18 protein-coding genes and 3 pseudogenes are annotated in these 22009 nt (G+C 46.4%); 8 read left to right on the top strand and 13 right to left on the bottom strand.

The window, feature by feature from the left end; genetic code table 11:
* The 8 genes and pseudogenes from BKN38_RS08315 to BKN38_RS10400 form a co-directional block, all read right to left on the bottom strand.
* The coding region (locus BKN38_RS08315; RefSeq protein WP_143000261.1) for a hypothetical protein at window positions 1-274 on the bottom strand (274 nt) is incomplete at its 3' end.
* A 92-nt stretch (window positions 275-366) separates the two neighbouring features.
* Complete coding sequence (locus BKN38_RS08310) at window positions 367-1335, bottom strand: TIGR02757 family protein (protein WP_066458240.1); 969 nt, start codon at window positions 1333-1335, stop codon at window positions 367-369.
* Window positions 1336-1663: 328 nt separating this feature from the next.
* Window positions 1664-2017, bottom strand: a pseudogene (locus tag BKN38_RS12050) (ankyrin repeat domain-containing protein); the annotation flags it as partial.
* A 244-nt stretch (window positions 2018-2261) separates the two neighbouring features.
* Entirely contained in the window at window positions 2262-3683 is a 1422-nt protein-coding gene (locus BKN38_RS08300; RefSeq protein WP_066458241.1) for a catalase, read from the bottom strand.
* Between the two features lie 257 nt (window positions 3684-3940).
* Window positions 3941-4648 (bottom strand): isochorismatase family protein, encoded by a 708-nt coding sequence (locus BKN38_RS08295; RefSeq protein ID WP_066458243.1) that lies wholly within the window; start codon window positions 4646-4648, stop codon window positions 3941-3943.
* A gap of 109 nt (window positions 4649-4757) precedes the next feature.
* Window positions 4758-5957: an acetate/propionate family kinase gene (locus BKN38_RS08290; RefSeq protein ID WP_066458245.1), complete on the bottom strand. Its 1200-nt coding sequence runs from the start codon at window positions 5955-5957 to the stop codon at window positions 4758-4760.
* Window positions 5958-6554: 597 nt separating this feature from the next.
* Complete coding sequence (locus BKN38_RS10405; RefSeq protein WP_158655946.1) at window positions 6555-7283, bottom strand: MATE family efflux transporter; 729 nt, start codon at window positions 7281-7283, stop codon at window positions 6555-6557.
* Between the two features lie 21 nt (window positions 7284-7304).
* Window positions 7305-7886: an MATE family efflux transporter gene (locus BKN38_RS10400; RefSeq protein WP_158655947.1), complete on the bottom strand. Its 582-nt coding sequence runs from the start codon at window positions 7884-7886 to the stop codon at window positions 7305-7307.
* A 288-nt stretch (window positions 7887-8174) separates the two neighbouring features.
* Between BKN38_RS10400 and BKN38_RS12045 the strand changes: the two are divergent.
* The 3 genes and pseudogenes from BKN38_RS12045 to BKN38_RS08275 form a co-directional block, all read left to right on the top strand.
* Window positions 8175-8873 (top strand): annotated as a pseudogene (locus BKN38_RS12045) (flavoprotein); the annotation flags it as partial.
* Window positions 8847-10100 (top strand): phosphopantothenoylcysteine decarboxylase, encoded by a 1254-nt coding sequence (locus BKN38_RS12310; protein ID WP_371113559.1) that lies wholly within the window; start codon window positions 8847-8849, stop codon window positions 10098-10100. The pseudogene BKN38_RS12045 and the gene BKN38_RS12310, both read left to right, overlap by 27 nt.
* An 8-nt stretch (window positions 10101-10108) precedes the next feature.
* Window positions 10109-10921 carry a hypothetical protein gene (locus BKN38_RS08275; protein WP_082942414.1) on the top strand — a complete coding sequence of 271 codons (813 nt, stop codon included), beginning with the start codon at window positions 10109-10111 and terminating at the stop codon, window positions 10919-10921.
* Between the two features lie 118 nt (window positions 10922-11039).
* Here the strand turns inward: BKN38_RS08275 and metA are convergent, their stop codons facing one another.
* The gene (gene metA, locus BKN38_RS08270; protein ID WP_066453492.1) at window positions 11040-12062 is read right to left on the bottom strand and encodes a homoserine O-succinyltransferase; all 1023 of its coding nucleotides are present in this window, start codon (window positions 12060-12062) and stop codon (window positions 11040-11042) included.
* 247 nt (window positions 12063-12309) lie between these two features.
* Complete coding sequence (locus tag BKN38_RS08265) at window positions 12310-13593, bottom strand: O-acetylhomoserine aminocarboxypropyltransferase/cysteine synthase family protein (protein WP_066457902.1); 1284 nt, start codon at window positions 13591-13593, stop codon at window positions 12310-12312.
* A gap of 240 nt (window positions 13594-13833) precedes the next feature.
* Here BKN38_RS08265 and hslV point away from each other — a divergent pair, with 240 nt between their 5' ends.
* From hslV to fliP, 5 genes are all read left to right on the top strand, one after another.
* Window positions 13834-14394, top strand: coding sequence for an ATP-dependent protease subunit HslV (gene hslV / locus BKN38_RS08260; RefSeq protein WP_066457900.1), 561 nt, complete (start codon window positions 13834-13836; stop codon window positions 14392-14394).
* A gap of 116 nt (window positions 14395-14510) precedes the next feature.
* Window positions 14511-15899, top strand: coding sequence for an HslU--HslV peptidase ATPase subunit (gene hslU, locus BKN38_RS08255; RefSeq protein WP_066457911.1), 1389 nt, complete (start codon window positions 14511-14513; stop codon window positions 15897-15899).
* Between the two features lie 310 nt (window positions 15900-16209).
* Window positions 16210-17193 carry a GTPase Era gene (era, locus tag BKN38_RS08250; RefSeq protein WP_066457908.1) on the top strand — a complete coding sequence of 328 codons (984 nt, stop codon included), beginning with the start codon at window positions 16210-16212 and terminating at the stop codon, window positions 17191-17193.
* Window positions 17194-17340: 147 nt separating this feature from the next.
* Window positions 17341-18345: a L,D-transpeptidase family protein gene (locus BKN38_RS08245; RefSeq protein ID WP_066457898.1), complete on the top strand. Its 1005-nt coding sequence runs from the start codon at window positions 17341-17343 to the stop codon at window positions 18343-18345.
* A gap of 422 nt (window positions 18346-18767) precedes the next feature.
* The gene (gene fliP, locus BKN38_RS08240) at window positions 18768-19490 is read left to right on the top strand and encodes a flagellar type III secretion system pore protein FliP (protein WP_066457905.1); all 723 of its coding nucleotides are present in this window, start codon (window positions 18768-18770) and stop codon (window positions 19488-19490) included.
* A gap of 110 nt (window positions 19491-19600) precedes the next feature.
* Here the strand turns inward: fliP and BKN38_RS08235 are convergent, their stop codons facing one another.
* From BKN38_RS08235 to BKN38_RS11200, 3 genes and pseudogenes are all read right to left on the bottom strand, one after another.
* Window positions 19601-20065 carry a hypothetical protein gene (locus tag BKN38_RS08235; RefSeq protein WP_066457896.1) on the bottom strand — a complete coding sequence of 155 codons (465 nt, stop codon included), beginning with the start codon at window positions 20063-20065 and terminating at the stop codon, window positions 19601-19603.
* Between the two features lies 1 nt (window position 20066).
* On the bottom strand, window positions 20067-21296 hold the full coding sequence (locus BKN38_RS08230; RefSeq protein ID WP_066457894.1) for an ammonium transporter: 1230 nt from the start codon (window positions 21294-21296) through the stop codon (window positions 20067-20069).
* Window positions 21297-21669: 373 nt separating this feature from the next.
* Window positions 21670-22009 (bottom strand): annotated as a pseudogene (locus tag BKN38_RS11200) (hypothetical protein); the annotation flags it as partial.

Raw genomic sequence — 22009 nt, 5'->3', positions numbered from 1 at the left:
AGCCATCGCGCGAGTATATCGAGGCGTTATACACGCGCTTTAGCCCGCCTTTGCCCTTTTGTGCGTTGCGCGCGCGGGCTTTGTTTTGCGCTTGCTGGCTGGATTCTGCGCGTTTGCTAGAATCTATTTTTTGGCTAGAATCTGGATTCTGGCTAAAACCCGCATTTCGGCTAGAATCCAAATCGCGAGTAGATTCTGCGCTTTTGTTTGATTTTTTGCTTTGGCTGGATTTTGCATCGCTACTAGTTTTTGCATTGCGGCTAGATTCTGGCATATCCGCTCCTTTTGTCATTTGCGACATTATAGTCAAATAAAATAATTATGGATAATGCAAGTTGCAAATCTAGATTCCACATAGCGCAATGCTTATAATCCGCCGCTTTGTCCGATGCGATAGAGCGCGAAGTCATATTTTATGGGGTCTTGCGGGCAAAATTTCGCTAGCGCTTCGCTTACTTCTATCACTGCTTTTATATCATAGCTCTTGCGCTTCAGTAGCCCCAAAGCGCGCGAGACACGCAGCGTATGCGTATCAAGCGGCAGTAGCAGACAAGAGGGCTTCATATGCCCCTGCCACAGCCCAAGATCGACATTATCTTTACGCACCATCCAGCGCAAAAACATATTCCAGCGTTTGAGCGGCGCACTAGAATCCACCGCGCCATCCCCCACCAAAAACGAGAATCCTCGCGTGAAATCGCCACTTTTGGCATGCTCTGTGATGTAGCTTGCTGGAAAATGCGCGCGCATATCGCCCATGACTTCGCCGCGCAAAATCCCGCTAGCCACGCGTTTTATGTGGTTTATAGCACTTCTCACAGATTCTAGTGTGGCGCGGTGGTTTTGTTTGGTGTTCGAGTTTGCCCGCGCATTTGCACTTGCATTTTGTCCGCTAGAATCTAGCTCGCCAAACATTATAGATTCTAGTCCGCCGCGCAGCTTTATCTCGCACAAAGTCAAAAAAAGTAGCTTCACATCAAAAGCATTTTGGAAGCGATAATAAGGAAAATCATAGCGCAAAATCGCCTCGCTAGAATCCAGCAAATCAAAATCAAGCGCGCCCAAAAACTTCAAAATCGCGCGCACATTGCCATACGAAAATAGCGCGCAGATAAGCGCAATATGCGCGATGTTTTTATGCTCACGATAGCGATACACCATAAGCAGCGGGTCTGGGTTTGATTCACTAACCGCGCTCTCATGATTGTGCGCTAGGTAGTTAGAATCTAGCAGGCTTTTAAGCGCGGATTTGGATGGTGGTTTTTTGCAGAGGGTTTTTAGATTTTGCAATGTTTGTGATGTCTGTGGCGCTTGTGAGGATTGACTCGCTGGCATTTACCGCCTTTATGATGAGATAAAGGCGCATTATATCTTATTTGTTTGGATTCTGGTTTGCGCGCATCCTAAAAGGCGCGAAGAGTGCTGAAAAACACGCGGCGATAAAGATAGATAGCTTGTTTTTTAGCGCGGATTTGACGCTCGTGGCTTTTGCGATTCTCGCGGCGTTGGCGTTTGTCGCGCTTGCAGAATCTAAATCGCTAGAATCTAGTTTTGCAGCATCCCGCGCCACAGAATCAAAGCCCACAGAATCTAATCTCGCAGAATCTAAACTCACAGAATCCGCTCCGCTTTTCGCGCCCCTTTCACCCGCCGCGCCCTCATATTCCAAGAAAAACTTCGCTATATCCTTGCGCCCAAACATCAGCGCATAAGCAAAAGGCGTCATGCCTAAGCCATTGTTCTCGCGGATATTCGCGCCAGATTCTACCAAAAGCTTAGCCATCTCAAAATACCCCTTGAAGCACACGCCAGCCAGCGGCGTCTGCCCGCGATCATTTTTCTCATCCACGCGCGCACCGCGCTTTAGCAGCATTTGTGCCGTTGGCAAAGAATTATGATAGCTTGCCAGCATCAAAAGACTATCGCCTTTATGGTTTTTTAGATTCTCGCTCAAGCCAGCATTTAGCATGATTTCTAGATTCTCGCATGCATCATTTCTAGCAAAATCAAACGCCATCGCACAAAGCTCTTCATAGCGTTTTTCTTCGTCTTTTGTTAAAATTTCTTCTGTCAAATTTGGGACTAAAATTTGACCCACATTGTTTTGACCTGCATTTTTTTGACTCACTTTCTCCATCGCAACTCCCTTAAAATCTTTAAAATATAAAATCAAAACTACCAGCCAGCCCAAAAAAGCGTGGCATCAAGCTAGCAGTTTTGAGCCTATAAACGCGCAAAGCCCAAAGACTTTGCGCCAAAATTTAAGCAAGTGCCTTTTTCACGCCAGCTACGTATTCTGGGCTTATTTTTTCAAAATGCCCTAGTGCGCGTTTTATGATATACTCCTCCACGCCTTGCATAGAAGCTGCGATATTGGCAAAAAGCTGGCTTTTTTGCTCGGCATTCATGAGGTCAAAAAGCGCTCTTGGCTGCGTGTAAAAATCCTCATCAAGCGGCGCGTATCGCTGCGCTGCGCCCTCAATCGCCAAATCTGGCTCAAGATAGTTTCTATCCTCTTTTGGGCTGTCATCATAGCTGTTTGGCTCATAATACGCCGCTTTGTTTTTGTAGCTATCGCTATTCATCGCACCCGCGACATTATAGGTATTTACCTCGCTTTTTGCGGCATTTACCGGCAATAGATGATAGTTTGTGCCTATGCGGTAGCGTTGCGCGTCTGGGTAGCTAAAGATTCTGCCTTGCAGCATTTTATCTGGGCTAAAGCCGATTCCGGGCACGACATTGCTAGGGCTGAATGCTGCTTGCTCGACTTCGTTGAAATAATTTTCCACATTGCGATTTAGCACCATTTCGCCCACATCGATAAGCGGCACGACTTTGTGCGACCATACTTTAGTAAGGTCAAATGGATTAAATCCTAGTTTGTCAGCGTCTTTTTCGCTCAAAACTTGGATTTTGAAGCTCCATTTTGGAAAATCGCCCTTTTCTATGCTCTCCACCAAATCGCGCTGATGACTTTCTCTATCTTTGGCAATGATTGCCTCTGCCTCGGCGTTTGTGAGGTTTTTTATCCCTTGTTTGGTTTTGAAGTGAAACTTCACCCAAAAGCGCTCGCCCTTATCATTGATAAGGCTGTAAGTATGGCTTCCAAAGCCGTGCATATGGCGATAGCTCGCAGGGATCCCTCTATCACTCATAAGAATCGTGACTTGATGCAAGCTTTCAGGGCTCAAGCTCCAGAAATCCCAAGCCGCATTCGCGCTCCTTAGGTGCGTGCGCGGATCGCGCTTTTGTGTGTGGATAAAATCTGGGAATTTGTATGGGTCGCGTATGAAAAATGTCGGCGTGTTGTTGCCTACCAAATCCCAATTGCCCTCTTTTGTGTAGAATTTGATAGCAAATCCTCGCACATCTCGCTCTGCATCAGCCGCGCCCGCTTCGCCAGCCACGGTTGAAAAGCGCAGTATAAGCGGAGTTTTTGCGCCTTTTTGAAGCACTTTTGCTTTGGTGTATTTTGAGATGTCTTCTGTGATGACAAGCTCGCCATACGCCGCGCTTCCTTTGGCATGCACGGTGCGCTCTGGGATGCGCTCGCGATTTTGATGTGCCAACTTTTCAAGCAAGATATAATCCTGCAACAAAAGCGGCCCCTTCGCGCCAGCACTAAGTGAGTTTTGGTTGTCAGCAACGATATTGCCGAAGTCGTTTGTAAGTCGTCTCATCTTTTCTCCTTGAAGTTGTGGAATGCAAGATTCTAGCACAATAAAAGATAATATTTTCTAAATAATAAAAATTATTGATTAAAAATAAAGATGGAATCTAGGCGAATGACAAACGAAACCAAGCAGAATCTAAAAGCCCTAGAAAAGATGACAGGACACAAAAGATATCAAGCGCGCAGATAAAAAGGCAAAAATATCAAAAATACATAAAACAAACAAAAATGCAAGTTAAAATCTCACGACAAGAATGGTAAATATTATTTCACTAGCGCGCTGATGGCTTTGAAAGGCTTGTCTTTGGCGGTGTGGAGCGCGCCAAAAAGCAAGGATTCTGTGCTGGAGACTTTTGCGCCGAGTTGCGCCATGAGTGTTAGTGCGTTTTGGTGGTTTGCTATGTCGCGTGAGCTTAGCGCATCGTTTGCCACCCACACATCTAGTCCAAAGCCAAGCGCATGCTGCACGCTTTGGAGCACGCATACATGGCTTTCGATGCCGCATATTATCAGCGTGCGTGCGCCGCTTGTGGCGATCTCTCGCGCGATAATCTCATCGCCAAAAATGCTAAATGAGATTTTTTCTAGCACTTTTGCGCGCGGTGGATTCTGGGCAGATTCTGCTGTCAAACTAGAATCTATCGTCAAGCTAGATTCTGTAGAATCTGCATGCACGCCAGCTGTGCTACTTCCGCCAAGCGTCTCGCAAGCCACAAAATCCACGCGAGAATCCGTTTTGCCAAGCCCCTTTGGGTATTGCTCGGTGATGAGTATGGGTATCTCAAGCGCGCTCGCACCAGCGATTAGCTTGTTGGCATTTTTTAGCACGCGCTCGCCTTCACTCATCGCAGGCAGCAGCTTTTCTTGTATGTCTATCACCACAAGCAGCGCGGATTTTGGGTCAAAAAGCCCCAAATTTAGCGGCTTTATCTCATGTATTTTTTTACTCATTTTTTCATTATCGCTACCCAAAAATCCTCCTTAAATCTTTTGCGCCTTTTAAGCGCCCCACACACAAGAAAGATAAAAAGCGCACAAAGCCAAAAAGCCACGCCACGCCAAATAAAAACCTCTCGCAAACTCACAGCTTCGCCACGATAGCCGCTGTATCTTGCGCTATCACCAGCTCCTCATTTGTCGGTATCACGCACACTTTCACCTTAGAATCTGGTGTGGAGATGATAGCCTCCTCGCCACACACATTATTCGCCTCCACATCAAGCTCCACGCCCAGAAACTCCAGATGCTCGACAATCATCCCTCGTATAAACTTCGCATTCTCACCCACACCAGCACAAAAGCTTATCGCATCCACGCCGATTAGCACCGCGCAATACGAGCCGATGTATTTTAGCACGCGATACGCAAACGCCGCGCGCGCGAGCTTGGCGCGCTCATGTCCTTTCATATCCGCATCTAGCAAGTCGCGAAAATCGCTTGAAAGCCCAGAGATGCCTAGCACGCCGGATTTTTTGTTTAGGATATTTACGATAGCTTTGGTGTTTAGCCCCTCTCTATCAGCGATATAATCCAAAATCGCCGGGTCCAAATCCCCGCTCCTAGTCCCCATGATAAGCCCTTCTAGCGGTGTAAGCCCCATGCTGGTATCTACGCATTTGCCATTTTTTACCGCACAGATTGAAGAGCCATTGCCAAGGTGGCAAACGATGATTTTTGACTTCTCATAATCAAGCCCCAAAAACTCCGCCGTGCGCTTTGAGACATATTTGTGGCTTGTGCCATGGAATCCATATCTTCGCACCTTGTGCTTCTCATACCACTCATAAGGCACGCCATACATATATGCCTTTGGCGGCATGCTTTGGTGAAACGCTGTGTCAAACACCGCCACCATCGGCGTATCTGGCATAAGCTCCAAGCATGCGCGGATACCCATAAGATGCGCTGGATTATGCAGTGGCGCTAGAGCCGAGCAGTCATCGATATCTCGTATCACTTTCTCATCTATTAGCACTGATTCTTTGAAATACTCCCCGCCATGCACGATGCGATGCCCCACAGCATTTATCTCTGATAGCGATGACACCGCGCCATTTTCTTTATCTGTGAGATGCTCTAGCACCAGCTCGATGCCGCGCGCATGCGTATCGATAGGCAGCTGCTTTTTGGTTTTCTCGCCTTTGGCGTTTTTGTAGCTTATCTCGCTACCATCAATCCCTATCCTATCGCACATCCCAGATGCGAGCACATTTTGCGTATCCGTCTCTATGAGCTGAAACTTAAGCGATGAGCTACCGCAATTTACCACCAAAACATTCATTCTCTCTCCTTAATACTTGTCAAATCGCGCTATCTGCGCTCTATATCGTTTGGTCGGGAATAGCTCCTGCCCTATCCCAAATCCAAAGATCGATTATCTAGTGTAGGGCAATTATCCTTAATGCACCAAAAATACAAAAATACTTTTACCAAATTGTGCATATTTCACACATTATTACTGCATTTTCGCCCCGATACCAGCGCCGCAAATAGCCTAATGCATAGAATTCTACACAGCAAAACACACCATGAAAAATAAAGCGTATAAAATCTACACAAAAAAGGCGTGGGGATAAAAGACGGGATATTCAAAAGCAGAAAAATAAAGGGTGGAAAAATAAGATGCGAGATATTCAAAGGTCAATTAATAAGGGCAAATATTAAAAGGCGGGATTAGGCCTGCTAAGATTAAAATCAGCGATTTTTGGTTTTTAGGATTCTGGATTTCAAAACCGCAAATCTAGAATCTAAAATTTGCAGTGTTGCTTAAGCGCAATTCCAGAATCTATTCTTCTCATTGTGTTTTTCTTTTTTCTATTGCAAAGAACAAAGCAATAAAGCAAAAAATCGCTCCTTTAAAGAAATGAGCGCCAAAATCTCACGCAAACTTATTATTTGGCTTTTTCCACATACCGGCACGATAAAACGCATAGAAAATCGCCGCCCTTATATAAGTCTCCACAAAAATCACCACAAACACCCACCAAATGCCAAGCCCAGCCACGCTCACGCCCACCCATATCGGCAGTATGCGAAAGCACCAAATACTAAGCGCATTTATCGCCAAGCTAAGGTTTGTAATCCCCGAAGCGCGCAGCACGCCATCTAGCACAAACGCCCAAATAAGCGGGATCTGCGAGAATCCAACCGCCAAAAGATACATAATAGACACCGCCACCACCGCATCATTGGCGTTGAAAATCCTACTCAAAGGCGCTGCAAACACCGCCATAAGCACGCCCAAAATTCCCATGACAATGCTAGAAATCTGCAAAATCGTTTTGTTTAGATCCATCGCTACATCGATGCGTTTAGCACCCAGATTCTGCCCTGTGAGCGCCATCGCTGCCACCATGAAGCCAAAGCCCGGCATAAACGCAAACGCCTCTATGCGTGAGCCAATCTGCGCGCCAGTGACAGCGACATCGCCAAAGTTTGCGATGATTTTTGTCGTAAGCACGAGCGAGCCGAGCGTGAGAAGTCGCTCGATACCAGAGGGGATGCCGATTTTTAGCGCGATGTAGAAATATCTCCAAGTGATACCAAAGCTAAAGGCAAAAAACCGCCCGCGCCGCCACGCCAGCAGACAAAAGATAAAAAGCTCCACATAGCTAGTGATAAGCCCTGCCTACGCAGCGCCGATGATATCAAGCTGTGCGGCGATGATGAGTGCGTAGTTTATCACCACGCAAAACGCTGTCGTAGCGATACGCACGAGGAAAATGCTAAGCGTGTCGCCTATCGCAGAAAACGCGGATACGATGATGTTTTTTAGCAAAACCGCGGGCAGCGAAAAAATGCTAATCATCAAAAACGCCTTTGATAGCGCGCCGGTGTGCTCGCTGATGCCAATCCAAGCGATAAATGGCTCTAGCCCAAACCACGCAAGCGCCAATATCGGCGCGCCACACGCCAGACAAAGCAGCATAAGCGTAGAAAACACCCTACCCGCGCGTTCGCTGTTGCGCTCGCCATAAAGGCGCGAGATTTGCGCGTTTGTCCCGATGTAAAACACCGCATTTATCGCAAAAAACATCATCACAAACTGCATGCCAACAGAAAGTGCTGCGATATACTCCTCGCCAAATCGCCCGACAAAAAATATCCCAAGCGCCAGCACCAGCGTATCTAGCAGCGAGTTTGCGCCAGAAGGCAGGGCGATACGCAGGATTTTACGCACTTTTTGCGCGTATGTGTAGGAACGGGGCATTGGCGACCTTTGATACTTTTTGTCTAGAATCATACTCAAAACTATGCTAAAGAATGCTAAAATTCGCCACAATCATCTGCCAAAGGCTAGCAAATGCATAAGAAAATAAATCAAGCGATAAATATAGAATCCGCCCCAAATTCTGTGGAATCTGTGGAATCTGTGGAATCTGTGGAATCTGTGGAATCTGTGGAATCTGTGGAATCTGTGGATTCTGTGGATTCTGTGGATTCTGTGGATTCTGTGGATTCTGTGGATTCTGTGGATTCTGTGGATTCTGTGGATTCTGTGGATTCTGTGGATTCTGAAATTTTGGCGCGACTAAAAATCGACAAAAATATTTTGCTTTGTGTTAGCGCTTCTATCGCCGCTTACAAAGCGCTAGAGCTTGCCAGCGCGCTAAAAAAGCTCGGCGCGCGCGTGGCGGTGGTGATGAGCGAGGAGGCAAAAAAGTTTATCGCCCCGCTTAGCTTTGAGGCACTCACGCATTGCAAGGTGCTGCATCGGGATTCTGAAGATTGGGCGCATTGGCAAGTGGATTCTAAAAGCGCGGAGTCTGGGGGGGCAGAATCCATATTTGCAGAATCTAGGGGCGCAAAAAATGCAAAATCCACAAGCGCGGATTTTGCCAGCCCTTTAGATTTTGGCACTGCTTCTTTGGATTTTAGCGACAATTTAGATTCTGGCATTAAATCCAGTGCCCCGCGCGCTTGCAACCACATAGCCTACGCGCAATGGGCGGACATCTGCATCCTCTGCCCAGCAAGTGCCAACACCATCGCCAAGCTAGCCGCTGGCATCGCCGATACGCTGGTGCTTCAAGCGCTCCTAGCCACGCGTGCGCCGCTGCTGATAGCCCCCGCGATGAATACGCAAATGCTCCTAGCCCCACAAACGCGCCAAAATCTAGCCACGCTAGCAAGCTTTGGCGCGCGCATCATCGCACCCAGAAGCACGCTTTTGGCATGCGATACGCGCGGGCTTGGCGCGCTCGCAGACGCACAAGAGATACTTTATCAAATCGCCAAAGTCGCGTGCCTCGATAGCGCGTGGCGCGGTAGAGAGGTCTGCATCACAGGCGGCGGGGCGAGTGAGCGCATCGACAGCGTGCGCGCCATCACCAACCACTCTAGCGGCTTGCAGGCGAGCTGCCTTGCCATCGCGCTTTATACGCTGGGCGCGCGCGTGACGCTCATCTCTAGCGCCTTCCCGCTAAAGCTGCCAAGCGCAGTGCGACAAATCCGCGTCCAAACCAACGCCGAGTATAAAAACGCGCTAGAATCTATCGCACAAAAATATCGCGAGAATCTAGAAAATATGAGATATCTAGAAAAAGTGGAGAATCTGAAAAATGGAGGGAATCTAGGAAAAGCGGATTCTGAAAATGCGGATTCTAAAAATTTGGATTCTCGCGCGCCAAAATCTAGCCAAAAAATCATCCTTTTTATGGCGGCGGCACTCGTGGATTTCGCCCCGCTAAACCCGCAGGCGCATAAAATCAAAAAGGCGTCGCTAGATTCTAGAGGCGAGTTAGATTCTAAGGCTGGATTAAATTTTGGCAAAGCAGAATCTAAAATCGCGCCAGAATCTAAAAAAATACCAGAATCTAGCGCGCCAAATCTCACGCTGCAGCTAAAAATAAATGATGATATTTTATCGAGTTTAGATTCTAGCGTGTTTGTCAAAATAGGCTTCAAAGCCGAGGATGACACCAAAGAAGCGATAATAAACGCGCAAAAAATGCTGCTTGATGTCAATAATGGCGGCAAAGGCTGCAAAGCAGTATGCCTAAACACGATACCCTACACAACACCTCGCGCGCAAAATCAAGCGCATCAAAAGCCAAAAATCGCAGAATCTAAAAGCTTAGAATCTAAAGCTGTGGATTTAGATTCTAACGCAAATCCCTTTGGCAGCGCGAAAAATAGCTTTTTGCTACTTGATGAAAAAAGCTTGAAAGATGCGCGCCACATAGTAAAACTCGCGCAAAAAGACAAGCTAACGCTTAGCTATGAAATAGCGGATTTTGTCAAATCGCATTTAGTAGAATGGGATAATGAAAGCCCCAAAAAACAGATTCTAGAAAAAGCAGAATCCAAAAAGCCTAGCGCAGAATCCAAAAATACAAAAGCACAAGATTTTGCGCCAAAAAATAATAAAAATATAAAAAATATAAATCACACCAAAAAAGCATCAAAAAATAAAAATAAATAAGATAACCCATGCTAAACAAACTCTCCCAAATCGACAAAAGCGCCAAAAGCATGATGAGCGCCACAAATGCGCTAAATCACCAAAACAACAAAGGACACGCGCAAGCCAAGCATTTCAACGCCTCACTGCCTGTGCTTCTAAAAGTCATCGCCAAATCACAAGGCAATAACTATCTATTGAAACTTGGCAACACCACGATACAGACGCAATCCCAGCGCGCATTGCAAGTAGGCAAGACATACTGGGCGAATATGCAGCAAAACGCCGCAGGGCAAATCGTCCTAAACAAACTCATCGCCAAGCCCGATTTTAGCGAGAATCTAAAAAGCATGCCCTTAAAGCTTGCGATGAAAGATTTGGATTTGCTGGCAAAAGATTTTAAGGCGTTTGGCAATGAGCTGAAAGAATTTTTGCTGCAAAATCTTGGCAATGTCGCGCACAAAGAAGATTTTAGCCAGCTTTCCATGATGGCGCTTTCACTCGCACAAGGCGTGCTTTCGCTGGTGGTAAATGAGGATGGCGAGGATAAATTGCTTCAAATCGCGCCAAAAAAACAAAGAGTGGATTTTTATGCGATTTTCCCGCGACTAGGACCTGTGCAGGGGCAGATATACACCAAAAAAGAGGTGCAAGAGGCGCTAAATAATAAAGCGCCAAAAAGCCTCGTGTGCGCGGAGATCTGCGTGATGAATGAGCGCGTCAAAGAGCTGCTAGAATCCCACGCCAAAGAGCTTGGGCTAGATGAAGTGCAGATATATTGTGATAAAACTCCAGAAGAGCTTTTTGCATTTAAAAATAATTTGCTAGATATTCATGGGTGATTTGCGAATGATTCAAGTCTATTAAATATTTTTCAAGACAAAAAATTTCATAGCTAAAAAAATTAAAATATTAAACTTATTTTAATTTTAAATCTTTGCAAAAAAACACAAAATAAGCCTAGCAAGACAAATCAAAAGGTGTGTCTTGATATACCGAGAAGTTTAGCCAATTGCCAAAAATGACACTTGCATCCGAGCGCCAAGTCATAAGCGGCTTGCTATTTGTGCTTTCAGCATTTGCGCTTCCACCATTTGCGCCTTCACCATTTGTGCCTGCACCATTTACTCTCGCGCCTTTATTATCTGCGCCCTCGCTATTTGCCCCTTTGTCATTTGCACCAGCGCCTTTGCTATCTGCTTTATAGTAGTTTTGCGGCGCGCTTATTTCAAGCCCCTTTTGCTTGTCGCGCTTGTATTCCTCATCTAGCGTATAGAGTGCGTATTCTGGGTGCCCTAGTATGAAAATATCTTGCTTATCTTTTAGCATGCTAGCGCCACTTTGCGCGCCTTGTAGTAGGATTTTTAGCTCGCTTTTTGATGTTTTGGTGCCTAAATCGATGCCAGAATGCCTAGAATGTGGCATTTTCACGATGTCATTTAGCCCAGAAAGTAGCACATCATCACCCACGATGCTATGCTCAAACACCCCAAAAAGCTTGCGCTCTAAAGCCACTTTTTGGATGCCATGAAAATGATAAAGCCCAGCCATCGCACCCCAGCAAAGATACAGCGTGCTAGTCGCATGCGAGCGCAAAAAATCCATAATCTCGCGCAACTCATCCCAATACTGCACCTCCTCAAACTTCATAAGCTCGATAGGCGCGCCTGTGACGATAGCGCCATCAAATCGTTTATTTTTTATTTGATCAAAATATTTGTAGAATCTATCTAAATGCGTTTGTGGCGTGTTTTTGCCGACATAGCTTTGCGTGGCAAGCAGCGTGATAGTGACTTGCAGCGGCGAGTTTGCGAGCAGTGATAGTATCTGATTTTCTGTCTCGATTTTGGTTGGCATAAGGTTTATTAGCAGAATTTCTAGCGGGCGAATATCTTGCAAAAACGCGCGCTTGGTATCCATGACAAAAACACTTTTTTCTAGCGCATTAAATGCGGGGATGTCTTTTGGAATAATCACTGGCATGGTAGATTGGCTCCGATCGTTTTTTGGTTATTTTTGATTTTAGATTCTAGCTTTTGTGCGATTTTGCGCTAGAATCTATTTTTATTTTTTATTGCTATTTTTTGGGCACAGTTTGTTTAAACTATTTTTGGCGCGATTTAAATATATTTATATTTTATATATTTTTGGCGCGCTATTATCGCTATAGATTCTAGTGAAAATTTAGATTCTGGCATAAACCCCAGAATCTAGCGACGCTTTAGCCCTGCTACTCCCCACCTAGCGCGCTTGCAAGGTCAGCTATAAGATCCTCGATAGATTCTAGCCCGATAGATAGCCTAATACTTGCAGGCGATATGCCAGCAGATAGCAGCTCTTGCTCGGAGAGCTGGGAGTGTGTGGTGGAGGCTGGGTGGATGACTAGCGATTTGGAGTCGCCGATATTTGCAGTGATAGAGTAGAGTTTTAGCCTATCACAAATGCTTTTTGCCTCATCATAGCTCCCCACTTCAAAGCTAAGCAGCCCGCTAGAAAATGGCTTTTTGAAATATTTTTTAAAGCGCGCATAATAAGGGCTAGATTCTAGTGCTGGGTATTCTACCTTTTTCACCGCAGGATGAGATTCTAGGAAATGCGCGACTTGCAGCGCGTTTTCGCTGTGTTTGTGGATCCTAAGCTCTAGCGTCTCTAGCCCTTGCAGGTGGATCCACGCGTTTTGTGGCGATAGGCTAGCACCGATATTTCTTAGCCATTCTGTGATGATTCTGATGGAGAATATCGGATAAGGCAGGCTCGCATAGACTAGCCCATGATAGCTTGGGTCTGGCGTGTTAAACGCTGGGTAGCGCGGATTGCCTTTTAGCAAGTCGTTTAGCCCCTCGCGCTCGATGATAGCGCCGCCTAGCCCACTTCCATGTCCGTTTATGTATTTGGTGCAGCTATGCACGGATACACCGATGCCAAACTCAAATGGACGGAACAAAAACGCTGTCGCTACGGTGTTATCACAAATCGTTACGATTTTGTGCTTTTTGGCGATTGCCACGATTTCATCGACTTCTGGGATAGAGATTTGCGGGTTTGAAAGGCTTTCAAAAAATATCGCTTTTGTCTTAGAATCTATCACCTTTTCTAGGCTTGCGATATCATCGACATCAAACACCCTAGCCTCGATACCAAAGCGTTTTAGCGTATGCACGAGCAGCGTTTGCGTGCCGCCATAGATTTTGTTGGCATATACGATATTATCGCCGCTTTCTGCAAGATTGACAAAGGCATAAAATAGCGCGCTTGAGCCGCTAGAAGTCACCGTGCCAAACGCACCGCCCTCCACTGCGGCTAGGCGGTTTGCTAGCACATCAGTGGTGGGGTTTGTGAGGCGTGAGTAGATATTGCCTAGCTCTGCTAGCGCAAATCGCGCGCCGGCTTGATCGCTGCTTTCGAAGTTATACGCGCTGCTTTGGTAGATTGGCACGCTAAGCGTTCTTTGCGAGTCGTATTCATAGCCTGCATGCAGGGCTAATGTGTTTGGAGTGTAGTTTGTGTTTGCCATGTTTGATCCTTTTTTGTGATGTTTTGTGTCTTTGCACGAGAGGCAGTATAGCCAAAAAAGTTTAAACACAATATGTGTTTGATAAATTTTTGTGATTTTTTCTGTGCGCTGTTACTTTTATAAACACAATATGTGTTTAGTCATTTTTGGAGATAAATATTAGCAATATGCGCGTTTTGGATTCTCTTGTGCTAGAATCTCATTTCTAAAACCCAAGCAAACCACCACAAAAGAGGCAATATGTTTGAAGCGACCACCATATTAGCGTATAAAACCACCTATCAAGGCAAGCCCATAGCACTCATCGGCGGCGATGGGCAAGTGACTTTTGGCAACTGCGTGCTAAAGGGCAATGCCACCAAAATCCGCACGCTAAACAACGGGCAAGTGCTAAGCGGATTTGCCGGCAGCACAGCGGATGCGTTTAGCTTGTTTGATATGTTTGAGCGGATATTGGAGGGCAAAAAGGGCGATTTGATGCGCTCCGTGCTGGAGTTTGCGAAGCTTTGGCGCAGTGATAAATATTTGCGAAAGCTTGAAGCGATGATGATAGTGCTAAATTTGGAGCATATTTTCATCCTAAGCGGGAGTGGCGATGTGCTAGAGCCAGAGGATGGCAAGCTAGCGGCTATCGGAAGCGGGGGAAACTACGCGCTAAGCGCTGCGCGCGCGCTCGATCGCATCCAAGATGACAGCATCCAAATCGCGCCAAAAGAGCTGCTTGAGCGCTCGCTAAACATCGCTGGCGAGCTTTGCATATACACTAATACAAATATAAAAATCCTAGAGCTCACCAAATAAGGAGAATCTACATGCAAGAAAATACGCAAAATAGCACAAACAACGCGCAAGAAAATAACAAATTAGATTCTGGCGCAAGAGAATCCAAAGCCCAATCTCACGAGCAAAAATCCCGCATGACACCGCGCGAAATCGTAGCCTTCCTAGATGAATACATCATCGGGCAAAATGATGCCAAAAGAGCCATTGCCATTGCCCTTCGCAACCGCTACCGCAGAATCCAGCTCCCCCAAGAAATCCAAGAAGAAATCACGCCCAAAAATATCCTCATGATAGGCTCAACAGGCGTGGGGAAAACAGAAATCGCGCGCCGCATGGCAAAAATCATGGGGCTGCCATTTATCAAAGTAGAGGCTAGCAAATACACAGAAGTGGGCTTTGTCGGCAGGGATGTAGAATCTATGATACGCGATTTGGTAAGCGTTAGCATTGCACTCGTGCAAAGCGAGCATCAAGAAAAAAGCGCACAAGACATACAAAAATACATCATCGATAAAATCGCCTCGATACTCCTGCCGCCGCTGCCTTCAAGTGTGAGCGAGGATAAAAAGAAAGAGTATCAAATAAGCCTAGAAAAAATGCGCCAAAAGGTGCAAAATGGCGAAATGGATCATCTCCAAATCGAGCTAGAAATCGCCAAAAAAATGGAAAGCTTTGATAATAACATGCCCCCAGAGATGATAAAAGTGCAAGAATCCATCATCAAAGTCCTAAACCACCAAGAAAAAATCAAAAAATCCCTAAGCGTCAAAGAAGCCAAAATCGCACTCGCACAAGAAGCAAAAGATGCTGTGCTAGATATGGAATCTATCCGCGCAGAAGGGCTCAAGCGCGCAGAATCTAGCGGCGTGGTGTTTATCGATGAGATAGACAAAATCGCTACAAGTTCTAAGGATTCTCGCCTAGATCCTAGCAAAGAGGGCGTGCAGCGCGATTTGCTCCCCATAATCGAGGGCAGCAGCATAAACACCAAATATGGCGCGATAAAGACGGATTATATTTTGTTTGTCGCGGCGGGCGCGTTTCACCTAAGCAAGCCTAGCGATCTCATCCCAGAGCTGCAAGGGCGCTTCCCCATACGCGTGGAGCTTGATAGCCTTGATGAAGAGAGCATGTATAAAATACTCACGCAAACCCGCACTTCGCTTATCAGGCAGTATCAGCATCTGCTAGGCGTGGAGGGGGTGGAGCTTGTGTTTGAGGAGGAGGCGCTGCGTGTGCTGGCACATTTTGCCTATATGGCAAACCAAAAAACCCAAGACATCGGCGCTAGACGCCTGCATACGATACTAGAGCGCGTGCTAGAAGACATCAGCTTTGATGCGCAAGAATTTGTGAAAAATGCGCGCGCGGATTCTGGGGTGGATTCTGCCAGCGGAGCGGATTCTGGTGCGCGCGTGGATTCTAATGGTGGTAAAAATAAAGTAGTGATAGAAAAATCACTCATAGAAGAAAAGCTCTCAAACCTCGTAAGCAACGCAGACATCACGCGCTATATTTTGTAAGCTAGAGTGCGATATGCCAAAAAAGCCAGAATCTAAAACAAACCCAAAGCACGCAAAAAGCGCAAACAATGCAGAATCTAAAAACCAGCACGCCCAAAAACTAGAATCTAAAAAAGCAGAATCTAAAAAGCTGGATTCTAAGAAAAAAGATTTTTGCAAGCTAGATTCTCGTGCAGAATCCAAAAAAATGGATTCCAAAAAACTAGAATCTAAAAAACTAGATTCTCGCGCGCAAGATACTACCATTAAAGATTCTAGCACCGCCAAACAAACCCCAGCCTTTAATGACCCAGCCATTTTACCCAGCAGCGTGCAGCGCGCGGGATTTGTAGGCATACTCGGGCGCCCAAACGCTGGCAAATCAAGCCTTTTAAACCACCTAGCAGGGCAGAATCTAGCGCTCATCTCGCACAAAGCCAACGCCACGCGCAACAAAATGCACTTCATCATCCCGCACACCACGCGTGAGGGCATAGACACGCAAATCATTTTTGTCGATACGCCCGGAATCCACCAGCGCGAAAAACTGCTAAACCAATTTATGCTAGAAGTCGCGCTAAAAGTGATGAAGGATTGCGATTTGTGCGTGTTTATGGCATCTGTGCATGATGATTTGAGCCACTATGAAAAATTCCTCGCCCTCTATCAAAACGCACTAGAATCCACCGCGCCGCGCAAACATATCCTAGTGCTTAGCAAAATCGACACAGCCACGCATGAAGAGCTTCTAAGCACAATTGACAAATATAATAAATTTAGCGAGCATTTCTACGCACTCATCCCCATAAGCACCAAAAAACCGCGCAATATAAATGAGCTGCTAGAGCAAATCGCCAAGCGTCTGCCAGAATCTAGCGCGCTTTTTGATGAGGATGACATCACCACGCACACCATGCGCGAGATAGCCAAAGAGATGATTCGCCAAAGCATTTTTAGCAACCTTAGCGATGAGATACCCTATGAAAGCGATGTGATACTTACAGGCTTTGCTTATAAGCTTAAGCGCGTGCCACTTGCACCAATGACATTTGCGTCAAAATCCGCGCGCCAGCGCTCTATAACCAAGCAAATCGCGCATATAAGTGCGAATATCTATGTGCTAAAAAACTCGCAAAAAAAGATAATCATCGGCAGCGAGGGTGCTACGCTAAAGCGCATAGGCATGCAAGCTAGGGCTAGTATCGAAGAGATTCTAGGCACGCAGGTGTTTTTGTGCCTTAGTGTGATTGTCGATAGCAAGTGGGTAAAAAACAAAAAAAATCTCAAAAATTTTGGCTATAATTTCGAGCTATAAACGCGGATATTGCGCAATAAGCACAATAAAATGAAAAAAGCACAAAAATGCAAGAGGCGCTTGATACAAAAGCGCTTCAAACCCAGAATCTAGCCAGAATCTAAAAGGCAAAATCGAGGCAAAATCAAAGTAAATCAAGGAGAAACGATGAAAATATGGCGCTTGGTGTGCGCGATGTGCTTAAGCTATGCGATGCTTTTTGGCTTTGACAAAGACACAGCAAACATCATCCAAACCTATCGCACCAAAGACATAGCAGATGTAGAAAAACTGCTAGAAAGCTACCTGCAAAAAAAGGATTTTTGGCTTAGCGTGCTAGGCGATAGACAGACGGATTTTGGGTATTTTGAGGGGTATGAGTATCTTTTCGTCTCTGACAAAGCCGCGCCAAATCTAGCGCTTTATAAAATCGCGCCAAATGGAGCGCTGACACTCACCAAACAAATCTCCGCCCTCGTCGCCAAAGGCAAAGGGCACAAGCGCACTGAAGGCGATCTCACTACGCCTATTGGCGTGTATGACTTCACTGGCAGGCTTACTGGGCTTCCGCCATACTATGGACCGCTCGCATACGCCACAGACTATCCCAACAACTACGACAAATCGCTCAAAAAAACAGGGCATGGTATCTGGATACATGGACTCCCGCTTGATGGCAACCGCGAGGAGCTAAACACCAAAGGCTGCATCGCTATTGATAATAATGTCTTAAGCGAGTTTGGCAAAATCGTCGATTACAAAAAGGCGCTGCTAATCACATATGAGCAAAACATACATAAGCCCACCAAAGATGAGATAGCTACGATTCTAGCGCAACTTTATGCGTGGCGCGCGGCTTGGGTGCAAAATGATTTGGATACATATTTGTCGTATTATTCAGCGGATTTTGCGCGCCCAGATGGCATGAAGCATCGCGCATTTAGTGAATACAAAAGACAAGTTTTTGCCAAAAACGAGGATAAAACGATAATTTTTAGCGACATTAGCGTGGTGCCTTATCCAAACGAAGAGCATAGGCAGATGTTTCGCATAAGCTTCAATCAAGACTATAGGGCGCTCAAAAATGGCAAGCCAAGCTACACTTCAAACAGCCGCAAAATCCTGTATGTCGAGTATAAAAACGCCTCTATGCAGATTCTAAGCGAAAAATAATGCTGGCAAAAGTGATGCGAAAAAGTGGCGAATCTAGCGCGCGCGATAGGGGCGATAATCGCGATAGGGGCGATTTTTTGCGAGCGCGCGAGCGTGGTATTAGCAAGGCGCGAAATATCGATAATGCGCGCGATGCTGGCGCTATGTGCGCGGCGCGCGTGTGTGGTGCGCGTGGCGTGGAGAATGGATTCTGGCTTGGCGCGCGCAATAAGTTTTTATCTAGCACGCAAAATAGATTCTGGCGCGCCACACCAAATAGGCTTTGGCATGACACACAAAATAGATTCTGGACACAAAATAGATTCTGGCTTGGCGCGCGCAATAAACGCGCGAAATATCTTGATAATGCCCCAGTGCGCGACAACACCCCAGCACACCCCAGCACACCCCAGCACACCCCAGCGCGCTGGCTTTGGCGCGCTATTTTTCTGCTACTTTTTGCTAGCCTAGCCCAAGCATTTGCCGCGCCCACCATCCCCACGGTAAATCTCTCTCTAAGCGCGCCCGATACCCCCCAGCAGCTAGTGACTTCGCTAAATGTCGTCGTGGTGCTTACGCTGCTTATCTTAGCGCCTTCTTTGGTGCTGGTGATGACAAGCTTCATGCGCCTTATCATCGTGTTTTCGTTTTTGCGCACCGCACTTGGCACGCAGCAGTCGCCACCTACGCAGATTCTAGTCTCGCTCGCACTTGTGCTTACATTTTTCATCATGGAGCCTGTGGGTAAAGAGGCGTGGGAAGCGGGTATCAAGCCCTATGTGGAGGAGAAAATCGGCTATGAAGAAGCCTATGAGAAGTCTGTCGCGCCTTTTAAGCGATTTATGCTAAACAACACGCGCCAAAAAGATTTGGCGCTTTTCTATCGCATCCGCAGCCTGCCAAACCCGCAAAACGCCGATGATGTCCCGCTGACGATTGCGATTCCAGCGTTTATGATAAGCGAGCTTAAAACGGCGTTTATGATAGGATTTTTGCTGTATTTGCCATTTTTGGTGATTGATATGGTGGTGAGCTCGATTTTGATGGCGATGGGGATGATGATGGTGCCGCCGGTGATGATATCGCTGCCTTTTAAGATTCTAGTCTTTGTGCTAGTCGATGGGTTTAACCTCCTCATCGGCTCACTAGTCCAAGGCTTCCGCTAGCTTTGGCCTAGCAGATTTTAAATAGTTGATAGTTGGCAAACATATATAAAATGAACTCATATATTCAAAATGAAGATTGCAAATAATATCTCCAAAAAACTTAGTTATGCCTATTTCCCGGCGCTTTTTTGCAAGTCTTTTAGCCTTAGCTCCTCTTGGCGTGCGGCGATGTATTGCGCGTGCGCTAGCTTTTGCTCGAGCCTTGCTTGAAAGATTTTGTGGCTGTCTTTAGAATCCATCGCGCGCGCTAGATTCTCATTTGCCTTATCTAGATTTGATTTGGTGAGCGCGATGTTTTCGCGCACATCCTTTAGTATCGCCTCATCATCGCAGCTAGATTCTAGCGCGGCAAGCTCGGCGCGCGCTTTATTGAGCTTGCTTTCATCGTATTTGCTGGAATCTGAAGTGCTAGAATCTAGCGCAGCCTTTTTTTGCACTTCTTTCTGTGATTCTTGCTGCGCTTCTTTCTTGGTCTCAAGCGCCGCCACACCCTCGCGCGCCTGCTTTATTTTAAACTCACAAATCGCCCCCGCCTCCAGCGCGCAAGCCACAAAAATCAAGCAAAATAGCCGCATGCTAAAGCCTATACGCCTCTTCACCATGTATCGCGCTATCTAGCCCCTGCGCCTCCGCCTCTTCCTCTACGCGCAGCGAGACAAAAAGGCTAATGACTTTGAAAATCACAAAACTAGCCGCCATAGAAAGCGCGATGCAAATCACAATCGCCAAGCACTGCTCTAGCAGCAAATGTGGCGAACCACTGATAAATAGCCCTTCACCTAGCGCGCCCTCTGCCACCACAGCGGGATTGACACTGCCGCTAGCAAAAAGCCCTGTGGCTAGCCCGCCCCAGATTCCGCCTATGCCATGCAGCGAGAAGGCGTCCAGCGAGTCGTCCCATTTGAGCTTGTATTTGATATAAAACAGCCCCACATAGCACAAAAGCGCGCTCACAGCGCCGATAATCACGCTAGACCAAATGCCGACAAATCCGCACGCAGGCGTGATGCCTACAAGCCCAGCGACCAGCCCGCTTAGCCCGCCAAGCACGGTTGGTCTTTTGTGCTTTATCCATTCAGACAGCACCCATACCAAAAACCCGCTAGCAGCCGAGATAATCGTCACGATAAACGCATTTACCGCGATGTCATCGACTGCGCCGGCACTTCCTGCATTAAACCCAAGCCAGCCGATGAATAGCAAAATCGCGCCCAAAAACGCATAGGGGATAGAATGCGCGCCAGAGCTAGAGACTGGCGTCTTGCGCGCGCCCACAAGCAGTGCGCCCACAAGCCCTGCCACGCCAGAGCTTATATGCACCACGCCACCGCCGGCAAAATCCAAGCTCCCGCGCTTTAGCAAAAGCCCATCATCACTCCAAATCATATGCGCTAGCACATCATAAACAAGCGTGCTCCAGATAAGCAAAAACACCACCAGCACGCCAAGCTTCACGCGCCCCACCAAAGAACCTGTGATGATAGCAGAGGCGATGAGCGCGAACATCATCTGAAACACGACAAAAAGCACATTTGGCACGCCGTTGTCGTTGTAGCCGGTGATGCCTTTTAGCGCGAAGTTTGAAAAATCGCCGACGATGCCAGAAATATCCCCGCCAAACGCCAGTGAGAAGCCTATGATAATCCACTGCAAAGTGATGACGCCAAAGACGATGAAGCCATTCATAATGGTGTTTAGCGTGTTTTTTGTCCCCACCATCCCGGAGTAAAACATCGCGAGTGCTGGCGTCATCAGCAGCACCAAAAGCGAGCAAAGCATGATAAAAGTCGTGTTTATGGTATTCATTTTGACTCCTTGCCCTGTGGGCGTTGCGTCGTTTGCCTAGTGTTAGCCCTGTCAAATAGCCTTTGATAGCGTTTTGGAATCCTAAATCTAGAATCTTAATTTTTGGAATCCCAATTTGGAATATCAAATCTAGAATCTTAAATTGGAGTCCCAAATTTAGAATCCTAATTTGAAATCCTGCGCTATCAAAAGCGGATTCTAGCAAACAATTATCGATAATATTTTTTAGTTGTGTGAATTTTCTGTGAAGTTTTGCAATAATACAAAACTTCACATATATCCAGTAGATGTGGAATGTAGAGGCAAAATTTCTGAAAAAGCAGAATGCAAAAAGCGTAAATATACAAGCAAAAATAATCAAACAAAATAAGGCTCAAGATGGATCATCAAAAATAATAGGCAATTCCGGAAAAAGAGGATTGTTTGGGTAATCTAGCCCCAGCATAAGCCCGCTTCCAGTTTTTGGCACAGCATCTTTTGGAAGCAAATCATTTCTTATATAAGACACCTCTACTATATCACACCAAAAATATGGGCTGGATTTTTCATCAAGAGTTTTTGGTGCATAAAATGCCTTCCCATGATGATTAAAATGCGTATGTATCGGCGTATAAAATTCCAAAATCTTCTCAAGCACTTTTAGCCGCCTGCTAGAGAGCGCCTCATCTCTTGGGTCGCAGTTGTGAAACTCAAAAAGCATTTGCGAAAAATAT

It is taken from the genome of Helicobacter sp. CLO-3 (assembly GCF_001854545.1).
Classification (GTDB): Bacteria; Campylobacterota; Campylobacteria; order Campylobacterales; family Helicobacteraceae; genus Helicobacter_B.
This window is presented reverse-complemented; position numbering and strand designations above follow the sequence as displayed.